The following is a 20,026-nucleotide window of genomic DNA, read 5'->3' on the forward strand; positions in this document are numbered from 1 at the left end:
CCAACACCCCCCCCCGCGCGGGGGGCGCCCCGCCCCCCCCGGCGATGCCCCACGGGGGCAACCCCCCCCCCCCGCCCGCCGGGCGCCGGCCCCGGGGGGGGGGGGGGGCCCCGCGGCCGCCCCCCCCCCCCACCGCCGTTGTGCGCGGCGGCTCTCCGCGCGGTTCCTCCTGAAGGACGGCCTTGCCCGCCAGGAGGAACCCCGGGAACCGGACGGGCGTCCAGCCGATCGGCCCGGGAACGTGCAGGGCGCTCATCACGCGCTGGACGCGGGGCACGTCGTTCGCCCGTCCGGGCACGCGGCTGGGGCACAGCGGCAGGCGGCGACCTACCGGGCACTCCGCCGCGCGCATGATCGATAGCCTGCCGGAGGATCGCCGGGAAGCGGCAGGCTCCTCCACCCGCTCCGCACGAGGCCGTCGTCGCGGCGGAACGCGTCATCGGATCCGCCTTCCCCTCCCGCTTCTGCTGCCGAGGGCGGCTGCTGGCCGCAGGGGATCGATCGCGCCCAGTGGCTGGTAGCCGCGGCGGACGGGGAACTGTGCTTCGCCTGACCCCTGGTGGCGTGCTCCAGAAGGCGGCCAGCGCCCGTCCCACCGACCTGCAGGCGGGATCCGCGCGAAGCCGGGCACGGGCCTCTCGCGCTCAGGACCGTCCGGGTCCCAGACCTTCCCGGCCCCGCCAGCGGGCAGGTCCCGGGATGGGTCCCGCGTAGGCACGCCCCGCGCAAGAGCGATGCCATGACGCTCAGGGAGGGCGACCGTGGAGCGGTGAAGGCCGGATGGAGGCCGGCCCGTCCGCACTCCGGGCACACGTACGCTGCCGGTGCGGGCTCGTCGAGCCGGCCCTTCCGGTGGACGTCGAGCCACGTCGGGATCCTCGTCGGACCGATTTCGGGTCGCTGCCGTAAGGCCGGCCGGGATGCTCAGAGGATCCGGTCCGGCGAATTTCCGCGGAAAATTCTGTGGCTCCGGACGGTCGGCAGCACCGGTGTCCGGCTCGTCGACTCGGCCAGCCGAGGAGCGGAAGCCGCAGTCAGCCCGATCCCCCGGTCGCCGGTTCGGGCGGCTGCCCCGCCGGTGGCGTCGGGTCGCGGCGGAGCCGAATGCGGGGAGAGCAGCCGGGTCAGGAATTCGGATGTCCTGCCGGTGAGGCCGTGCGAGCATCGGCGGGTGATCGACGATGAGGAGTTGTTCGGCGCCGACCTGATCGGGAGGCGACTGCTGAAGGTGACCACGGCCTGGCACCACTACGCGGACGACGAGCCGTCGCTGGTGCACCTGTGGCTCCACCTGGAGGGGCTGGGCCCGGTCCTGTTCCGCACGCCCTCGACGGGCTTGTCGCTGCGGGCCTCCCAGCCGTATGAGCCGTACTCGATGGACGAGGACGGAAGCGTCTCGGTGAGCGAGTACGGTTCGCCGGACGTTGCGGTGACCCGCTTCATCGGGCAGTCGATCCGCTCGGTCCGGGAGATCGATTACGACGACGGCCGGGTCCGCTTCACCGCCGGTCTCACGCTCCAGTTCCAGGACGGGAGCGTCCGCCTGCTCGGCCTCGTCGACGAGCTCCTCATCGCGCACGACCAGTACCTCGGCCCGGTCGAGGCCCATCTGCACGAGGACGTGACCATCGCGCGAGTGGTGCGGGCCTGCAGGAGCGGCCCTTCGCAGTGGGACGCCTGGACGACCACGGGCCAGTACCTGTACCTGCGGTACCGGCACGGCGAGGGAAGTGTCGAGCGGCATCCGGACCAGTCCACCGGCACCTGGGACGGCGAGGAGTCGATCCTCTGGGCCAGGTGGGATGACGGAACCGACGGCGACTCGATCGCACTCACCGACTTTCTCGTCATGGCCGGCCTGCGGCTGGCCCCGGACGCCGAGGTCCACACCACACCGCCGACCGACCCGAAGGCCTGAGAACGATGGCCACGAGCCCCAGTCGCGATTACGCGATCACCGCGATGTACTCCGTACCTGACGACGCGTGGTATCTGGAACTGGACCTCGTCCGGGAGCAACGGGCCGTGGTGACCGCGGTCATCCCCGACGAGGATCCGGCATGCGAGCCGACGGTGTGCTTCGATCCCCAAGGACGGCACCTCGACATCCCGTACGAGGTCATGCGTTGGTTCATGGACCAGGTCGCGGAGGAGATCCGGACGGCCCGCGCCTGGATGCGGCTGCGGCCCGAGCTGGTGGAGGTCGTCCACCGCCTGCGTCAGGAGTATCTGGGCTGCGTCGATGACACCGACTTCCCCGATGTCCTGGCGGAGGTACGCGCGGCTGTCCCCGATGCGGATCTCCCCGCTGTCCTCGCGGCCGCCTTCGGGCGAGAGCCCGACGGCTCCTTCATGGACGGCACACAGGTGTTCCAGCTCGTCGATGCGATGGCGGCGGGAAGCGATCACCGCCCCGCCGCTCCCTCATCCGGGGTCGATGTCTCGTGTCAGGCCGGGTGAGTACCCGTTGGCCGGTGGCCCGCCACGCCACGGGTGCTCGTTCCTCCGGTCGACCGGCCAGGGTGACGACCTCGTTCGAGGTCGGTGATGCGGTGGCCACGCTCCAGGGCGTCGGCCGTGGCGTCCTGGAGCGACCCTGGCTCCGGTACATGTCGGAGCGGGCTCCGCCTCTCTCCCGGGCCTCTTCGACCTGAACCCGCTGGACCCGGACGTGCCGCCTGCCTCCGGGGCGGGCCGTCGCTGAGCGGGGATCACCGGTATGGCTGAGCAGCGGAGGTACAGCACCGCCGATCCGGCCGGGCGGAGGTGCCAGTGCGCGCTGGCCGGCTGGCTCGCGATTTTCTGCGGAAAATTCATGGCGCGGAGATCCGTGGACGGTGGAGCGTGCCTGAAGTCCGCCGGGTCCCGTTGCCGAGGCGTTGCCGGGCTCACCGTGAGCCGCTCGTTCGGCAGTCCTCGCAGACGGTCGGCCGACCTCTCGTCGGCGGTAGCATTCGTCGGACCAGTGATCTGCCCGCAAAGGTTCACCGGGTGCGCTGCACCCCTGGCGGGGAGTACTCCTTGCGCTGGCTCTCGATCTCGGCAGACAGCACGACCATGTCGTGCAGATGCTTGTAGTACTTGGCCGCGTACTCGTCGTCGATCGCCGGAAGGACCTTCCCGAACGCCGACGTCAGCCGCGTCAGGCGCGCGTGGGCCTGCTCGCTGAGCAGGTCTTCGTAGACGCAGGCGGCGTAGGCATAGGCGTCCGAGTCGAGCATCACCATGTCCCGACCCTCGATGTCCAGGCCGCGGAAGCCGGGCGGGAACGGCCTGGCCATGTGCTCTGCCATCATCTGCGCAAGCGCGTCGAGCTTCTCATCCAGCATGGGGAGATCCTGCCAGGCAACCCGGCGAACCTTTGCGGTCACAGCACTGGAGAGCCAGAAACGCCTCGACCTCGGGTGCCAGGGCAGGCGGTATGTCGGCCAGCCCCGAGATGGCCAGGCGGACATCCCGCCTGAGGTCGGGACGCTCGCTCCAGACCTCGGCACTCCTGGTGAGAACGGCGGCCAGGAGATCGCCCTCGTACATGTCACCCTCCGCCAGCGGGTCGACCCGGAGGGCCTCGACCGCCAGGGGGAGGACGTAGGCGAGGCCCACGTCCTGTCTGATCAGCAACCGCATGTCCTCGACCGTCAGGCTGCCGATCGGCTTGCGCCGAAGTTCGCGCACGGTCGCCGTCAGCCGGGTCTCGCCGGCCGATGGGGCCGCCCAGCGGTCGCGCTCAAGATCCTCGAGAGAGCGGTCACGGTTCACGTGTCGTAGCACCGCCCGATAGTTTCAGGCCGGATCCCGCACGCGGTCCCGGTACTGCCGACCGTGCGCCGTCGCGCGCCCTCCGGTGCCCGTCCTCGGAGGCGGTTTCCCGGGGCCCGGATTTTCCGCGGAAAATCGAAGCCCGGTGTCTGGGGGTCGCCGGGCGGTGATCCCGGGGCCTGCCGGCTCTCCCCCACCGGCGACCTCGCGGGGCGGAGATCTGCTGTGGGCCGGCCTCCGGCGGGTCCGGATTTTCCGCAGAAAATCCTCTGCGGGGACCGCGGTCAGTCCCGGCGGACCTAAGCCGGCACCGGAGGCACGCCAGCTGCTCCGGCTTCTCCTCGTAGTCCACGGGTGTGTCGCCGAGGTGGTGGGCGCCCTCCGCACGCGCGTCGATGGTGAAGAAGCCACTCCGGTCGTAGTAGCCGACGAAGACGTTCTCGGCGACACTGCCGGGGCAGTTGGTCGGGGGCGTGAGCTTCAGCCGGGCGCCGTCGTGGACGTCGTGGAAGCCGACTGTCCAGCCCTGCCCGGTCGGGGATCGGCGGGCCCGCTCCGTCGCCTCGGCGGCCTGTTCGTGGGTGAGCCCGGTGAGCGTGAAGGCGGCGCTGACCGCCGCCGTGCCGGGTTCGTGCGGAGGGGTTGTCCCCCAGGTTGCCGACGAAGTGGGCGAGCCCCCGTCGGTGGCAGTCGGAGGTGTCGGCCTGGACACCGGGGTTGTGCAGCAACTCGATCGGCAGCCCGTCGGACAGGCCGAGCGCGTCGTAGACGGCCAGCGTCGGGCCGTTCAGGTGCTCGGCGGTGGCGGCCGGATCGGCGACCGGGAAGAGCTCCCCCCTCCCAGACCCCGGTGACCCTCACCCCGCCGAACACCACCGCACCCGCCGCCGCGTAGCCCGCGAGCATGAGGGCCGCCCTGCGTGTCCGACTGCCCCGCCGACAGCCGATTCCCATGGTTCGTATCGTGTCCCGCGAGGTCCGGCCGTTTCATGAGTACCCGTACTCGACCCGGCGTCCTGTCCTCAGCTCCGCCCTTCCCGCCCACTCCCCCGCAGGCTCCGGTGTCTCCCGGCGGCGTCAGGCGAGCATCCGGAGGGCCGTCTCGCGTAGCTGTTCGTCCAGGTGCCGCTCCTCGACGGGGAACCACGGGTCGTACTCGCGCAGCAGGCGGCGCTCACTGGTCCCGTAGTGCGGCAGGCGCGGTGCCAGGTCTGACGGGTAGGGCGGTCCGATCCGGTGAAGTGCCTGCAGGGCTCGTACCCCCACCGGGAGGGACGGTTCGACCAACGCGGTCAGGACGGGAACCGCGAGAGACGGGTCGCCGATGATGTGCCAGTGGGCCTCGGCGGAGTGCAACCGGGTCCAGTCGGAGCCGTCGTCGAGATGCCGCTCGATCAGGGGCAGCAGGGGAGCGGCGGCTTCACCCAGGCGGCCCGCCTCCACGATCTGGCGTGCGCTGTCCGCCAGCCCGTGCTCCAGCAGCCGCAGGGCGGCGTCCGGATCGCCGCCGAGGCAGGCGGCGGTGACCGTCGCGGCGGTGGCGAGGCTGTCGTCGCTGGTGGTGCGGGCGAGGGTTTCCAGTCGGTCGAGGAGTTCGGCGTCCCGGATCGCCCAGTCGGCGAAGCGGTGGACGAGGGCCCGGGTGGGATGCCGCAGCAGCAGGCGCGTGAGGTCGGGCAGATGGGCGAGGGCTTCCTCGGGGGAGAGGCCGGCGTAGAGGCCGTCCAGTCCGGTGCCGTCAGGGTGCCGCAGGGCGAGGCGCTGGTGCTCGGGGCTGCGGGTCCGGACGGCGAGTGCGGCCAATGCCTCCGGGCTCGGGTCGGGAACCTCGGTGAGCAGGCGTGGATCACCGAGCTGACCGAGGACCGTCTGGGCCATGCGGGCGGCGAGGAAGTCGCTGCGGGTGTGGGGGAGGAGGCCGTCGGCGAGCGCCGGGTCGGGGTGGCGGACGTAGGGCAGCCACCGGGAGACGGCGCCGATCAGGATGCCGAGGTCCCAGGGGGAGTGCTCGTGCGGCAGGGTGGCGCCGAGCAGGCCGACGGTCTCGTCCTCGCGGTCGCGCCACAGCTCGGACAGCTGACGGGCGCGGCGTAGGCCTCGGCCCTGGTGGTCTCCTCGGGCGATCCAACCGCGGGCCACCGCCGCGAGGGCGTCCGCGTCCTCGGTCAGGATCCAGGCGCGTTCGTCGGTGGTTCCGATCCCCGGAACGAACTCGTCGGTGTCGGCGTCGAAGTCCGGGTCGCCTCCGGCCTCGGCCAGGACGGCGACCACGTCGGCCGGGTAGGGCGCCTCGGTCCGTTCCAGGAGAGCCAGGGCGGCCGCGGCGCGGACGGCCGGCACCGGGTCGGTGAGGGCGGAGCGGAGACGGCGGTGGGCGGCGAGCGGATCAGGGTCGAGGAGGGTCAGGACGGTCAGCGCCTCGGCGCGGACCGTGTCGGCGGGGTCGGAGTCGTAGCAGCCGGTCAGCTCGCGGAGCACCGTCGGGAGGGTTCCACCGGTGGCACGGCGGGCGACTCGGACGGTGTTCCGGCGTACGAGCGGATCGTCATCGCGCAGCAGGGGCAGCAGCCCACCCACCTCGGCGGCCACCTGGGCGCATCCCCGTACCTCGTCGTCGGACTCCGGCTCCGGCGTCGCCGCGGTGCCCCCGCACCCGGCCAGAGCCGCGAGCAGGGCGACCCGCTCGTGGGCGGTGTGCACCGCCGCGTGGGCGAGGAAGGGGACGGCGGCCGCGGCGGCCGATGACACCGACCCCTGGTGCAGGGCTCGGCCGAAGAACTCGAAGACGGCCGTGCGCGCCTGCTCCCGGTCGTCGGAGTAGAGGGCGCGTATCCAGCCGGGGACGTCGCCGCCGTCGCCGTAGGCGTGGCCGAGGGACGGCCAGTCGATGGTGTCCAGTTCTTCAGGTGGTCTCACGTTCGCGAACTCTAGGCGCCGGTGCCGACACGCGGGCCGGACGCGGAGCGGGCTGGGGCGGCCGGACGTGAACGTGCTCCCCGGCCAGGCGTCATCCGGCCCGTGCCCTGCCGATCGATTTTCCGCGGAAAATCCCACGGGCCCTGGTGCCTGTGACCGGGCCGGTGACACGGGCGCCGAGTGCGAGCGGCGATCCAGGCGGTGCCGAGGCATCGCCTCGCCAGGTCGGACGGGTCACTGCGGGCCGTGAATTTTCTGCGGAAAATTCCGTAGCACGGACTCAGCCGGGCCTCCGTGCGGAGTGTGACCGGTGGGGACGGCTGTCACTCGGAGCGGGCTCAGGCCTGGTTCTTTCGGAAGACTCTGATCGTCGTCGGCACCATCTGGTCGATCGATCTGTCACCGGCGCCGGGCTTCTCGCTGCGTCGTCACCGTGATCAGCTCTCACCTTGGAACGGGATACCGGCTGCCGTGGACCCACCCGGTGCCGAATCCCGTAGCCACCGTTGCGTTCGGTCTCCACAGTCACCGCATGGCCACCGAGGACGAGCAGGCAGGTCAGCCAGACATCTCCGCGATGCTCGGATGATCGAATGTCAAACGTACGCACGCACTGGCTCCGGACCACTGCGGAAGCGTGTTCTGCTGGCCCCGTGACCGTGCCTCGGCCGATCTCGCGTACCGGAGCGCAGAAGACGTGGGCCAGCTGGGTAAGGACATGGTCCACTGCGTGCATGAGCTTGTCGGTAGACGTGTTCACCGCTGATGAGAACGGTGAGTCCCGCTTTCTTGACGCCCCCGAAGGGTCGTCTGATCTTGCCGGCTTCGAGAGCTGGCGCACCACGGTGTGGGGATCGGAAACCGTCCGCTCACTCGGTGCGCGGTTCTTCCCTCAGCTGGCTGGAGACGATCTCCGTGTTCCCCCGGAGGACGTTCCGGAGTTCATCGAGGAAGTCCTCCTGCTCCAGGGAAACGTCGAGTCCATCGCCGCTCGCATGGACTCGTCCAAGCCCGTCGCCCAGCGCGTCGGCGAGATCGCCGGTCGGCTGAACAACATCCTCGACGCCGCCCACCGGGCCTCGCGGATCCGCGGCGGAGTCCAGATCTGGTAGGCAACGCGCCGATTCTGCGAGGCGGCCGATCACTCGCCGCGGACCGACCACAACGGTGCGACCGGAATCGAAATCGGTGAACAAGCCAATCGGCAGCCGATCGTCGTCGACACACCTGAACCACACAGTCCAGCGACCTGCCGAATCCACCGGCTCGTGGAACCGGTGCCGCTGACGGATTCCGGCGGGCCGGTGGCATCCCTCTCGACCAGCCACACGCAGTCGCGTCCACGTCCACGGTCGGGGTGGGATGTCAGTGCCATCGGGGATGCTCGGTGGCTGACGACCTCACGACAGGGGGACTTCAGGTGTCGATCAATACTGCCAGCCGTCGCCGTGCGACGCCGTCGCTGACCGCCGCGTTCCCCGGTGCGGAGATCATCGACGTGACCTCCAAGGCACCGGACCCGTGGGTGCGGCTGAGCCCGTTCTACCCGCACGGCGGCATTCCCGTCCCGTACAGCGACGGTGTGACCGGTGAATCGGTGGAGGGGATCTGGCAGGCCCTCAAGGTCTTCCAGGACTCCGACGTCGACCCCGCGAAGCTCGGCGTCACCACGATGAAAGGCCTGAAACGGACGGTCCGTCGACACGGCCCCGTCCGGGGACACCGAGCCGGCCTGCACGGCGACCGGCTGCTGTCCTACGAGACGGCCCGCCGTCGGATCTATCTGCCGGCCTACCGCTGGATCCTGGAGCACCGCGCCGCGGATCTGGTCGAGCTGATCGGGAGCAAGGACGACGTCGTACTCCTCGACTACACCACCAACGGGGACGTCACCGACCTCACCAGCCCGCTCTCGCACGCGGCGCTCATCCAGCTCTACATCGAGGGGCGCTGGTACGACGAGGAGGGGATCGAGGAGTCCGGCGGGATCGCCGGGCGAATGCCATGAGTGCCGCCGGGACGGGGCGCGACGGGTGGGCCGGGGTCCGCGGATGCTCGGTCGTCGCTGGGCGGGATCGGACCCGCTGATTTTCCGCGGAAAATTCCGAAGGACCCCGGAGCACCGACCCAGGGCCGGGATCCGCCTCACGGGGCACCCGGTCCGTGCCGCCAGGATCGGTGCCGTCGGGGTCCATGTCGACCGACTTCCCTCCGTCTCGAATTTTCCGCGGAAAATTCCCGAGGCCGATCCAGGAGCCGTCCGGAGCGTGCTCGGTCCGGGACGGCGCCTCAGGCCTCAGACATCACGGCGCCAGCGATCGCCGGCGAAGCGGGACAACGCGGCCTCCAGGGCCAGCGGCACCACCTCGGTGGAGCCCAGCTCCCACACCCTGACCCAGCCTTGCGAGTCGGTGAGGTGCCGCGGGGTCGCCAGCCCGGTCACCGGCCTCATCACGAGGCAGTAGGAGACGTTCACACCGGGGGCGCCGTCCTCCGCGTTCCGACTGAACCGGATCCGGCGCACCCGGACCTCCGTCACCTGGTCCCACCGCAGCCGCAGGCGGCGGCCCTCGTTGAGCTGCACGCCCTCGCCGTCGATGCGAAGCCGCGTCGCCACCATCCGCAAGGCCAGTCCTCCCAGGACGAGGACGCCGAGCACCGCCGCCAGCAGAGGCCACCAGCGCGCCAGCAGGAGCCAGCTCTGGTGCAGATCGGCACGGAAGTCCGGCCCCGAGGCCATCGGGGAGACCACCAGAAGGAAGACGGCGGTCAGCGCCGACAGGTCGGACGTCAGCGCCCGCAGGGCCCTGACGGTGCCCACGCTGCTCCTGAGGACCACCTCGCGTGGATCCTCGGCGCTATCGGCCGTCCCGCCTGGCGCCGCACCCGCAAGCCTGTCCCTGAGCGCGGCGTGCCGGAACTGGTAGACCGTGCCGACCCGCCGGAGCACGCCCAGCCGGCGGCCCTCCTCGAGGAAGCCCAGGACATCCCGTGGCAGACGTCGCCGTCCCGCAAGGAAGAGGCGTGTGGCGTACCAGCGGCCCCATCGGCTGAGAGCCATCAGCACCGCGGCCGAGCACGACCAGGCGATGGCGAGCCCGCCGACGATGAGAAGCGGATCACCGTAGAGCCAGTGGAAGAACGCCACGGACGTCCCTGCGACGGCCGGAGCGACCACCACGGCCTCCACCCGGGCGACCCTGCGCTCGCCGCGCAGCAACTGCGCCGGTCTGGCCGCCAGATCGGACTCGGACGAACGGGCCAGCAGCACACCGGACACCAGGGGGAGGACGAACACGCACAGGTACGCCGATGTGCTGCCGGGCAGGGCGACGCCGACGGCCGCGGTGGTCAGCGCCGACCCTGCCAGGAACAGCTGTCCACTGGTTCCGGGCGCGGGCCGGCGCGGGCGGTCGTCGAAGCCGCTGAACAGGTGCCTCGTCAGGATCCTCCCGAACGCCGTGGTGACGATGGCGACCGAGGCGACGGCCCCGAGTGCCTGGCCCACTCCCGCGATCCCGAGCCCGGGGCATGGGGGAGAGGCCCCGAAGAGGGCGGCGAGCCCCGCGAACGCGTAGCTCGCCGACGTGCCGCAGACGGCTGCGGCGACGATGACGACGGCGCCCCAGACGCCCGGTTCGGTCGGCAGGCTCCGCAGCTTCCACCACGCGATGGTGTGGGTGCGCCGACGGTGGAGCTCGGCGGCGAGGAAAGCGAAGTACGCGGGCGCCCTGGTGGGCCTCCAGCGGCGCACCGGTCCGGGGAGGTAGGACGGCCGCGGCCCCTGCGCGCAGACGGCGGGGATCACCCCGTCCAGGAGATGGCCCTCGACGTCGGCCCGCGTGGGCAGCCGCTTCGCGTCGAGCAGCTCACGCGGGTCGGCCTCCTTCGGCGTGTACACCGTCGCCGCGAGCCCGAGCATCAGGGGTGAGGAGAGGGCCTGGGCGACCGGGCCCTCGGGATCGCTCTCCATCGTCTCGAAGACCTGGCGCCAGGATCCGAGGCGTTCTTGATCGCACAGCTGGTCGAGGTAGGTCCGTCCGGCCTCGGGCGGTACCGGCAGGACACGCAGCACCGGAACACCCCGCAGGAGGGGCACCTCGTCGACGGCGTCCTGGTAGGCCTCCGGTCTGGACGTCAGGACCAGCGACTCTCCCGTATCGAACAGAAGGGTGAGCGCTTTGGCGGCATCCCCGCGGGCGAGCGGCAGGAGCTCGTCGAAGCCGTCCAGTACCGGAACGATCCGCCGGTTCTGCACCAGCGCCTTCACCGTGTACGGATCGAGGCCTTTGACGCGCTCCTCGTAGTCCTCGCTCACCCGCCTGACGACCCAGTCCCAGAGGTTGACCTCCGGGTTCCAGTCCGACAGTGACAGGATGACGGGAACGGCCTCCCCGGAGTCCGGCTCCCTGCCCTTCAGCAGTCCGAGGACGAGAAGGACGGCGATGGAGGACTTGCCTGCTCCGGGTGCCCCGGTGATCACCAGCTGGTGCGGCGAGAGCGCGGTGGCACGTGCGACCAGAGCCTCGAGCCCGACCGGCTCAGGGCGCCCCTCGTCCGGCTCGTTTCCGTGCCCCTGCTCCAGCTCGCAGGGAATCCCCATCGGAACGCGCCTCCGCAGGCCGCGAACGCCGGCCTCATCCCGCCATTGATCCAGGACCTCGCGGGCCAGCCCGTCCAACGCATAGCTCTCGGCGTCGGCGGAGGCGGAGCGTGCGCGATGGGAGCCGGGGGAGGAGCCCACGTAGATGTCGCGGGCGCTCCCGGTCTGGATCAAGTTCCGGACCGGACCCTCGTTGCGGTTGTGTACCTCTTCAGTCACCTCGACATGCTGTCAGGCGGGACGCCGGTGGCGAGGGGCTTCGATGGACTGCGCGGGCAGTGCCGCTCTGACTGACGCGGCTTGATGGAGCTTAGGTCTTCAGCGGAACATCGGAGTCCTGTTCAATCAAGATCTGTGCTCATGTCTTTGAACATAAAAGACATGGATAAACATGTTCTAGTCGTAAGCGATCAAGTCCCAGCCCGGCTCGTCCATCGGATGACCTTCACGATCACCGTCCGACTGGCCTTGGCCACGGTGATGCAGAACCCAAGCAAGCTGGCTGACGCGAAAGGCATCAGCGGGTACCGCCTCTTGCCGACGAATGGTACTGTCCGGCAAGTCAGCGCGGGCCCAGTGCTGACACAGGACTTGTGCATGACGGCCTGTCCGCAGTCTCACCGGCGGTCAACGGCTTGCCCCACGGGTGCGGGGCGGACCCTGCCCTCGGGGTCGCCCTCATGCGGGTTGGCCTCGGAGGAAGGCGTGGCCGGCCTCGTGGAGGGTGTACTCGTGTCGTGGTGTGGCGTGGCCGGTGGGTCCGGCACTCCAGAGCAGCCGTCCGCTCTCGGGGGCGACCGGGGGCGCGCCGATGAGGCCTGCGGCTCGGGTGGTGGCGGTGACGCGTACGTGGGCGCAGACGACGGAGCCTTCGTACTGGTCGCTGGAGAGGACCAGGCACAGGGGCGGCCGGTTGACTGGGTCGTGGATGAGACCGGCCGTGCGGACCATGAGTTGCTCGATTTCGTCCGGGCCGGCCGCGCGGATGGTGAGGGGCCCGAAGCTCTCCAGCAGGTCGACGGCCCTGACCCCGTCGAACCAAACGTCGAGCGTTTCCTGCCCTTCGTGCCAGGCGGCGCTGCGCAGCAGCAGCGTCATGTGGCCAATGCCGTAGCGCCAGATACGAAAACGCCGCCCCGTCGGGAAGCTTGATGATGCCACGTCGAGGGCTCGATCGTTCATCGCTCCATGATCGCCGACCCGGCCGGTCGGCGGAAGCCTCACCGCGGACCTCCGCCGCCTCCGATTGCTGCATCCTGGCCAGCCGTCAGACCTCCCGATGCGGCGGGGACCGGCTCGGGGCGAGCATCGGTGGCCTGTTCGTGCCTGCTCGTCCGGACTCCAGCCGGGTCCGGGTGCCAGCGCAGGTGATGGTCGACGCCGTCGCGCTGCTCCATGATCCGGGCGGCGCGTCCCGTCGGTCGGCCCGCGGCCGCCGGTCCGCCGTTCCGTCCCGCTGCCGTTCAGTCCCGTCTGCCGCCGGCGGGACGGTGTTGCTGGTGCTGGGTCGCGGCCTGCCGTCCGTCGTGGTGCCGTGCTTCCCGCCCGCTATCGGGCCTCGCGGTCCTGGTTGGCTGCCGGGCCCGGTCCGGGGCGGTGTCGAGGACGTGTTCGTCCGCTCGTCGGGCGGCCGCCTGTCGGTCGGTGCCGCTGGCTTTGTTCACGAGTTGCGGTTTCGGCTCAACTTCCGTGGTCTGAAAGCGGTGAGTGGTGGTGGAGCGGTGCGATAAGCGTCGGGAAGTCGCCCGAATGTCGCCAGCCTCCGGGCCGCGGTGGCCGACAGCGCGGAACCGTGGGTGATCTGGTGCCCCGGCTGGAGGGCTTGCTGTCTCCGTCGGTCGCGGGTGTCGCGGTGCTGTCGGTCGACGTGAACATCGAGTCGGTGAACGTGAGGCTCAAGTCCTCGGCAACGGGCCACAGCTGCCCGGGGTGTGAGGAGTGGTCGACCCGGGTTCACAGCTCCTACCTGCGGTTTCCCGTCGACGGGCCAGTCGGGGGTAGACGGGTGCGGCCGAGCCTGCGGGTGCGGCGCTTCGTGTGCCGCAACTCATCGTCCGGGCGGCGGACCTTCGTCGAGCATGTACCGGGGTCGACCCGTCGCCACGGCCGGTGGACCGAGCGGTTGCGGGCGGCGCTCGCCGCGGTCGGTCTGGCAATGGCCGGGGGAGCCGGGGCCCGGGTGGCCGCCGTGTTCGGGGTGTCGGCGAGCCGGAGCACGGTGCTGCGGCTGGTCGAGGAACTTCCCGATCCGGAGCCGTGAGCCCCGCGGGTGGTGGGCGTCGACGAGTACGCGACGCGCAAGGGCCGCGCCTACGGGACGGTCCTGGTCGACGCCGAGACCCGACGACCCGTGGACCTGCTGCCCGACCGGGAGGCGTCGAGCCTGGCGGCCTGGCACACCCAGCGGCCGGGCGTCGAGATCGTACGCCGGGACCGCGCACCGTTCTTCGCCGAGGGCGCCACCGTCGGAGCGCCGCAGGCCGTCCAGGTCGCGGACCGGTGGCATCTGTGGCACAACCTCAGCGAGGCGGCCGAGCGGGCCGTCGCCCGCCACCGGCAGCGCCCACACGCGGCAACTCCCCTGCCAAATTCGGCTGTTGTCGCCGATCCCGTGGTCCAGGAGGAAGACGCGGACCAGCCCTGGCCGACGGGCTTCCGGTTCGCCGACCGTACCCGGGCCCGGCACGCGGCCGTGCACGCCCTGCTGTCCGCGGGCCACAGCAAGCGCGCCGTCCAACGGCAGCTCGGCATGACCTACCGCACGGTCAGGGCCCTGGCCGACGCCGCGAACCCGGAGGAATTCTTCCGGGGCCAGTGGCAGAACCGGCCGTCCGTCCTCGACGAGTACAAGCCCTACCTCGACGACCGCTGGAACGAGGGCTGCACCAATGCCTGGAAGCTCTGGGAGGAGATCGTCCCGCTCGGATACAAGGGCAGCTACCAGCGCGTCGGCGCCTACCTGCGGCGGAAGCGGACCTCTCCCCGGCCCGTGACCGCGTAGCCGCCGTCGCCCCGCACCGTCGCAGGTCGGATCCTCCGGCGGCCCACGGCGCTGTCCGAGGCCGAGAAACTCCGGCTCCAGACCGTCCCGGCACGTCCGCTCCTTCGCCGTCATGCTGACGGATCGCCAGGGTGAACGGCTCCGGGAATGGCTCGACGCGGTCCGGCAGGACGACCTGCCCAGCCTCCACAGCCTCGCGGCAGGCATCGACCGCGACCAGGACGCCGTCATCGCAGGACTCGCCCTGCCCTGGAACTCGGGCGTCGTAGAAGGTCATGTCAATCGGATCATTCTGTGGAATCAGCTCTGTCAAGCAGCGGACGTCATCCGGTGGCTGACAGGGTCTGCTGTGTGGCCGCCGCTCGAGCAGCGGCCTCTTCAACCTGGCGTCGGCCAGCTTCACCTCGGCTCCAGATGAATGCGCGCCAACGACGTGGCGCGCCGCTGCTCCAGCTCCGGAACTCCTCGACCGCGACGTTGTCGGACAGCCGCCATCGAATGGTGCTGCCTGATGCTTCGGGAATGTCGGTGAGGCCGTCGAGTTGCTCGGCGAGTGCGAAGCTGTGGACCTCGGCGGTGGTGCGGTCCCAGGTCGAGACCGTGTCGGTGAGAGCGTGGGATTCGATGAGTGCCGGGATGGACGGGGCGATTTCGAGGAACGTGCCGCCTCCATCGTCCACTCCGACTCGTCCGTCCGTGTGCACCAGGTAGCGCACTGGGGAGGACACACGTTCCCCGAACCAATCGAAGTACCAGCCGTCAGCGGCGCCGGTCCACATGTTCTGGCCCAGGTCGTAGTGCCAATCGCGAAGCACCTCGCGGCGTTCGCCCTCGACGGTGTAGCTGCTTCGTACTTGGTAGCGGAGTCCGCCGTACTTCTGCTCGAATCCCTCCCGGCGGATCACGAGCATCATGGGAGTGGGAATCAACTGGCCGAAGTAGTCCCGGATCCGCAGGAACTCGGTGGAGAGCCGGGGTTCCGGCGGATCATCGCGCCGGCCGGTTCGTTCAAGCAGACTCTTTGCGCGAGAGGAAAGACTGGTGAGGTCATCCAGGATGTGCATCCTGCACTTCTTTTCCCAAGACAGGGTGTGGGTTCGCAGGACGGCACGATACCGGGTCGAGGCGGTTCGGTGCAGCGCGAACTCCAGTGGCCGCGACCGCCGTGGGTTCAGCATGGACCTCCCGGACCGCGCTCTCGGGGACTGGCGGTCACGTTGACGACAGGCAGGAGTGTCGCGGTGGCTGGGACACCGATCTGACGTGGCGTAGGCCCTGCTGGCGTGGGGGCATCGGCAAGCCGTTCCAGTAGCTGGTCCAGAGCGGACTGGCCGTCGTCGACGGCGGCTCGTTCGTCGTCGGTGAGTGGGATGGCCACGAGCATCTTCTGCAGCTTCTCCTTTGCCTCCAGCGGCTGGCCCTTGCTGCAGGCCTTCGGCGTGTAGAAGTCGCAGCGCGCGCAGGCCATGCGGTGCTGGCATTGCTCGAAGAATGTGTAGCTGCAGTAGCCGAGGCGACGGCGTCGCGCCAGATGTACGGACGTGCCGGCTGCAAGCGCGTCCTGTTGGCGGGGTAAGTGCTTCCCCGACCTGCGAACGGTAGAGATCATGGTTGACATGAATAGCCGGCCCGAGCAGGACACGACCGACACCAGCAGCGCTCCTCAGCCGAAGTGGACCGAGGAGATAGGCCTTCGGACCATCGACGCGGCAGGCCTGGTTCGTCACGTCAGCATCTACCTCGGCGATCCTTCCACAGCTCACATCACACTCCTTGATGCCGGCTCACGTATGGAGTTCAGCGGCGCCGACTATCTCGACTGCCTCACCCAGGTCCGGCGACAGCTGGAACGTGACGGCCGCCTGCTGTGCTGCCAAGGGGCTCGGCCCAATGTCCACCCTTCCGGACAACTACGACAGTTCACCAACGGGCGACAGGCATATGTTCGCCGCTCGGAACTGTCGAGCGAAGCCCCCGAGACAGTCGATATCTTCGCCCCGGCATCCCCCGAGGAGATCGTGAATCTCGACGACCAGCGAACAGCGATCATCGACTCCTGGAACGCCAGGCACCCGGGAAATCTAGTCTGACCACCTCGCCGCTTCGGTCACGCAGCGTGAGGAGGCCAAGGAAGTTGAGTCAGAACCGAAACTCGTGAACAGAGCCACGGCTGACCCCTGCGGGTGCGGGGAGGAGCTCGACGGCGTCGGCATCGGGGACCCGGTGTTCGGCTGACCCCCGCGGGTGCGGGGAGGAGAGCCTGCTCCGCGAGTTGGCGCAGCCGGTCCGCGGCTGACCCCCGCGGGTGCGGGGAGGAGTCGAACACCAGCATCACCGCCAACACTCGAGTCGGCTGACCCCCGCGGGTGCGGGGAGGAGTCGTACACCTCGACCATGGAGCCGCGCATGCCCGGCTGACCCCCGCGGGTGCGGGGAGGAGGACACCCGGTGGAAGAACCTCCAGGGGCACATCGGCTGACCCCCGCGGGTGCGGGGAGGAGTCGATCACCGCCCGCGCCCACGCCCCCAGCTCCGGCTGACCCCCGCGGGTGCGGGGAGGAGCACCACCTGCCGACGAAGACCTTGTTGCCCACCGGCTGACCCCCGCGGGTGCGGGGAGGAGAGCGTGGCGCCGGTCGGGGTGCGCCGGTCCGCCGGCTGACCCCCGCGGGTGCGGGGAGGAGTACGCGAAGGCTCGGGACTGCGAATCCCGGGCCGGCTGACCCCCGCGGGTGCGGGGAGGAGCTCCCCGGCGGCGTCCGCAGCGACGTCGTCGGCGGCTGACCCCCGCGGGTGCGGGGAGGAGCTGCCCGCGCACCTGCACCGCCGCGGCTACCGCGGCTGACCCCCGCGGGTGCGGGGAGGAGGCGGCCCCCAAGGCCGGCATCGTCTGGCGGGCCGGCTGACCCCCGCGGGTGCGGGGAGGAGGGATCTACCGGGCGATCTTCGAGCAGCCACTCCGGCTGACCCCCGCGGGTGCGGGGAGGAGCTGGCGACGGCACACTCCGAGGCCGAGGCCGTCGGCTGACCCCCGCGGGTGCGGGGAGGAGCGCGGCTTGGACTACAGGGAGACCTTCCAGATCGGCTGACCCCCGCGGGTGCGGGGAGGAGGGCCCGGTTCCAGGGCGGCCGGAACCCGAGGTCGGCTGACCCCCGCGGGTGCGGGGAGGAGACAACACGAAGGAGAGGTGGACCTGTGTCCATCGGCTGACCCCCGCGGGTGCGGGGAGGAGCTCAGCGCCAACGGCATCGACGTCCCGTGGAACGGCTGACCCCCGCGGGTGCGGGGAGGAGCACGTCCAAGACGCCTGGCACAGCATCGCCAACGGCTGACCCCCGCGGGTGCGGGGAGGAGCCCGTCGAGAGCGCCTCCGGCGCCGTCACCGGCGGCTGACCCCCGCGGGTGCGGGGAGGAGTCCACCTGCCGATCGCCCGACGGGCCCGCGCGGGGCTGCCCCCCGCGGGTGCGGGGAGGAGGACTCGGTGCCGGTCGCCGTGGACCGGTAGACCGGCTGACCCCCGCGGGTGCGGGGAGGAGGGATGCCAGGAGACGGAGAGCATGGCGGGAGCCGGCTGACCCCCGCGGGTGCGGGGAGGAGCGCCGCCGCGAGGTGGCGGCCGGCCTGGACGACGGCTGACCCCCGCGGGTGCGGGGAGGAGTCGCCCCGGGCTTCTCCAGCCAAAGCAGCCGGTCACGGCTGACCCCCGCGGGTGCGGGGAGGAGGTAGACCTGGGTAACACGCAGCTCTCGCTGGACGGCTGACCCCCGCGGGTGCGGGGAGGAGGCTGCACCGACGAGGCCTGCGTCGAGAAGACCGGCTGACCCCCGCGGGTGCGGGGAGGAGGATACCGAGCGCTGCCGCGGCTATGTCGTCCGCGGCTGACCCCCGCGGGTGCGGGGAGGAGTTCGCCACCGGGGCCTGTGCCGGCTGCGCCCCCGGCTGACCCCCGCGGGTGCGGGGAGGAGGTGGGGGAAGCGGGCGAGGTGGCGGCGCTCGGCGGTTGACCCCCGCGGGTGCGGGGAGGAGATCACCTCGCGCACGGCGGCGGCGACCGACAGCGGCTGACCCCCGCGGGTGCGGGGAGGAGAGCGCGTTGGTGTCGCAGCCCAGCTCGGACGACGGCTGACCCCCGCGGGTGCGGGGAGGAGGGACGCGGAACACGCCGAGCTGGCCCGTCGAGTGGCTGACCCCCGCGGGTGCGGGGAGGAGGTGTACTGCTTCGTCTTCTTGCCGTTGCGGACCGGCTGACCCCCGCGGGTGCGGGGAGGAGCACGTCCGCCGCGATGCCGACCGGCGCACAGCCGGCTGACCCCCGCGGGTGTGGGGAGGAGGCCCCGTCGGCGGGCCTGAACCTCAATCAGAGCGGCTGACCCCCGCGGGTGCGGGGAGGAGGGTGACCGGCCCCGACCTGCGGTGATGGACTGCGGCTGACCCCCGCGGGTGCGGGGAGGAGGACAGCGCCCGGCGGGCGTCCCGCACGAGCGGCGGCTGACCCCCGCGGGTGCGGGGAGGAGCTCACGGGCCTGCGCCTGGCGGGCGCGGAGTTCGGCTGACCCCCGCGGGTGCGGGGAGGAGGCCGTCGGCGCCGCGGTCTCGGCCTCGCGGGTCGGCTGACCCCCGCGGGTGCGGGGAGGAGTCCCGCGTCGTCCTGATCAGCACCGACAAGCCCGGCTGACCCCCGCGGGTGCGGGGAGGAGGCCCTCGACTACGCCTTCGCCGGAAGGGGACGAGGCTGACCCCCGCGGGTGCGGGGAGGAGCTGCGCAGCCAGTCCCGGCCGTTGTCGACCAGCGGCTGACCCCCGCGGGTGCGGGGAGGAGGCCAGCGCCTCTTCGTCCGTGCCGTTCAACTCCGGCTGACCCCCGCGGGTGCGGGGAGGAGATCCCTGGCACCGGTGTGTCAAAGGGGGGTCCCGGCTGACCCCCGCGGGTGCGGGGAGGAGACCAACGTCATCCGGGAGTGTGGAGCAGTGCCCGGCTGACCCCCGCGGGTGCGGGGAGGAGAGCACAGCCCGTAAGGGTTGGGCCGGAACCCTCGGCTGACCCCCGCGGGTGCGGGGAGGAGCGGCGGGCGGGGCGCACGGCGACGCCCGCGCCCGGCTGACCCCCGCGGGTGCGGGGAGGAGCGCCCGATCTCGGCGCGGGCCCGGGGGGACAGCGGCTGACCCCCGCGGGTGCGGGGAGGAGGACACGCCGACCAGATATGACGATGGCTGGATCGGCTGACCCCCGCGGGTGCGGGGAGGAGGCCTCCCCGGCTACGGCAAGACGATGCTGATGCGGCTGACCCCCGCGGGTGCGGGGAGGAGGACCTGCGCGCCCGGGTCGACGCCGTGATCGACGGCTGACCCCCGCGGGTGCGGGGAGGAGGACCTGCGCGCCCGGGTCGACGCCGTGATCGACGGCTGACCCCCGCGGGTGCGGGGAGGAGCAGTCCCTGCGGATCAAGCCGCAGGCCTGGGGCGGCTGACCCCCGCGGGTGCGGGGAGGAGATCCTAGTGTCTCCGCCGATTGTGATGCACAACGGCTGACCCCCGCGGGTGCGGGGAGGAGACCCAGAGCGGCCCGGCCCGGTCGGTCTACTACGGCTGACCCCCGCGGGTGCGGGGAGGAGGACCCCGATGTCCCTCAGTTCCACCCCGAGGACGGCTGACCCCCGCGGGTGCGGGGAGGAGGCTCCACAGCCTGAACCGCGCCGCACACCGCGCGGCTGACCCCCGCGGGTGCGGGGAGGAGCCAGCCCGGCA

13 protein-coding genes and 1 CRISPR repeat array (1 of these 14 cut by a window edge) are annotated in these 20,026 nt (G+C 71.3%); of the genes, 7 read left to right on the top strand and 6 right to left on the bottom strand.

Annotated features, from left to right (window positions below):
• Positions 1-1,171 precede the first annotated feature (1,171 nt).
• Together ACFYUY_RS34575 and ACFYUY_RS34580 are read left to right on the top strand one after the other, a co-directional pair.
• Positions 1,172-1,918: a hypothetical protein gene (locus ACFYUY_RS34575; protein WP_387906627.1), complete on the top strand. Its 747-nt coding sequence runs from the start codon at positions 1,172-1,174 to the stop codon at positions 1,916-1,918.
• Positions 1,919-1,923: 5 nt separating this feature from the next.
• On the top strand, positions 1,924-2,460 hold the full coding sequence (locus tag ACFYUY_RS34580) for a hypothetical protein (RefSeq protein WP_387906630.1): 537 nt from the start codon (positions 1,924-1,926) through the stop codon (positions 2,458-2,460).
• Between the two features lie 524 nt (positions 2,461-2,984).
• On the opposite strand, the gene ACFYUY_RS34585 is transcribed toward ACFYUY_RS34580, so the two are convergent.
• From ACFYUY_RS34585 to ACFYUY_RS34595, 3 genes are all read right to left on the bottom strand, one after another.
• Positions 2,985-3,329, bottom strand: a complete 345-nt coding sequence (locus ACFYUY_RS34585) for a hypothetical protein (protein WP_387906633.1) — start codon at positions 3,327-3,329, stop codon at positions 2,985-2,987.
• Positions 3,319-3,759, bottom strand: a complete 441-nt coding sequence (locus ACFYUY_RS34590) for a contact-dependent growth inhibition system immunity protein (RefSeq protein WP_387906636.1) — start codon at positions 3,757-3,759, stop codon at positions 3,319-3,321. Before ACFYUY_RS34590 ends, ACFYUY_RS34585 begins: the two co-directional genes overlap by 11 nt.
• A 1,077-nt stretch (positions 3,760-4,836) precedes the next feature.
• Entirely contained in the window at positions 4,837-6,675 is a 1,839-nt protein-coding gene (locus ACFYUY_RS34595; protein ID WP_387906639.1) for a hypothetical protein, read from the bottom strand.
• A gap of 734 nt (positions 6,676-7,409) precedes the next feature.
• Here ACFYUY_RS34595 and ACFYUY_RS34600 point away from each other — a divergent pair.
• Together ACFYUY_RS34600 and ACFYUY_RS34605 are read left to right on the top strand one after the other, a co-directional pair.
• Entirely contained in the window at positions 7,410-7,787 is a 378-nt protein-coding gene (locus ACFYUY_RS34600) for a hypothetical protein (protein WP_387906641.1), read from the top strand.
• A gap of 308 nt (positions 7,788-8,095) precedes the next feature.
• Entirely contained in the window at positions 8,096-8,683 is a 588-nt protein-coding gene (locus ACFYUY_RS34605) for a DUF6939 family protein (protein WP_387906643.1), read from the top strand.
• A gap of 288 nt (positions 8,684-8,971) precedes the next feature.
• Here the strand turns inward: ACFYUY_RS34605 and ACFYUY_RS34610 are convergent, their stop codons facing one another.
• Together ACFYUY_RS34610 and ACFYUY_RS34615 are read right to left on the bottom strand one after the other, a co-directional pair.
• A complete protein-coding gene (locus ACFYUY_RS34610) occupies positions 8,972-11,452 on the bottom strand; it encodes an NACHT domain-containing protein (RefSeq protein ID WP_387906644.1) in 2,481 nt (826 codons plus the stop codon).
• 504 nt (positions 11,453-11,956) lie between these two features.
• Positions 11,957-12,460, bottom strand: a complete 504-nt coding sequence (locus ACFYUY_RS34615; protein ID WP_387906647.1) for a hypothetical protein — start codon at positions 12,458-12,460, stop codon at positions 11,957-11,959.
• Positions 12,461-13,070: 610 nt separating this feature from the next.
• Here ACFYUY_RS34615 and ACFYUY_RS34620 point away from each other — a divergent pair.
• Positions 13,071-13,538, top strand: coding sequence for a transposase family protein (locus tag ACFYUY_RS34620; RefSeq protein WP_387906650.1), 468 nt, complete (start codon positions 13,071-13,073; stop codon positions 13,536-13,538).
• A gap of 9 nt (positions 13,539-13,547) precedes the next feature.
• A complete protein-coding gene (locus ACFYUY_RS34625) occupies positions 13,548-14,279 on the top strand; it encodes a transposase (RefSeq protein WP_387906653.1) in 732 nt (243 codons plus the stop codon).
• Between the two features lie 323 nt (positions 14,280-14,602).
• On the opposite strand, the gene ACFYUY_RS34630 is transcribed toward ACFYUY_RS34625, so the two are convergent.
• Positions 14,603-15,343: a hypothetical protein gene (locus ACFYUY_RS34630; protein WP_387906655.1), complete on the bottom strand. Its 741-nt coding sequence runs from the start codon at positions 15,341-15,343 to the stop codon at positions 14,603-14,605.
• 543 nt (positions 15,344-15,886) lie between these two features.
• Between ACFYUY_RS34630 and ACFYUY_RS34635 the strand changes: the two genes are divergently transcribed.
• A complete protein-coding gene (locus tag ACFYUY_RS34635; protein WP_387906657.1) occupies positions 15,887-16,369 on the top strand; it encodes a hypothetical protein in 483 nt (160 codons plus the stop codon).
• A gap of 77 nt (positions 16,370-16,446) precedes the next feature.
• Positions 16,447-20,026: direct repeats of the CRISPR family, unit length 29 nt; unit sequence CGGCTGACCCCCGCGGGTGCGGGGAGGAG; it runs 50 nt beyond the window's last position.

The organism is Kitasatospora sp. NPDC004745 (assembly GCF_042873275.1).
In the GTDB taxonomy this organism is placed as follows: domain Bacteria; phylum Actinomycetota; class Actinomycetes; order Streptomycetales; family Streptomycetaceae; genus Kitasatospora.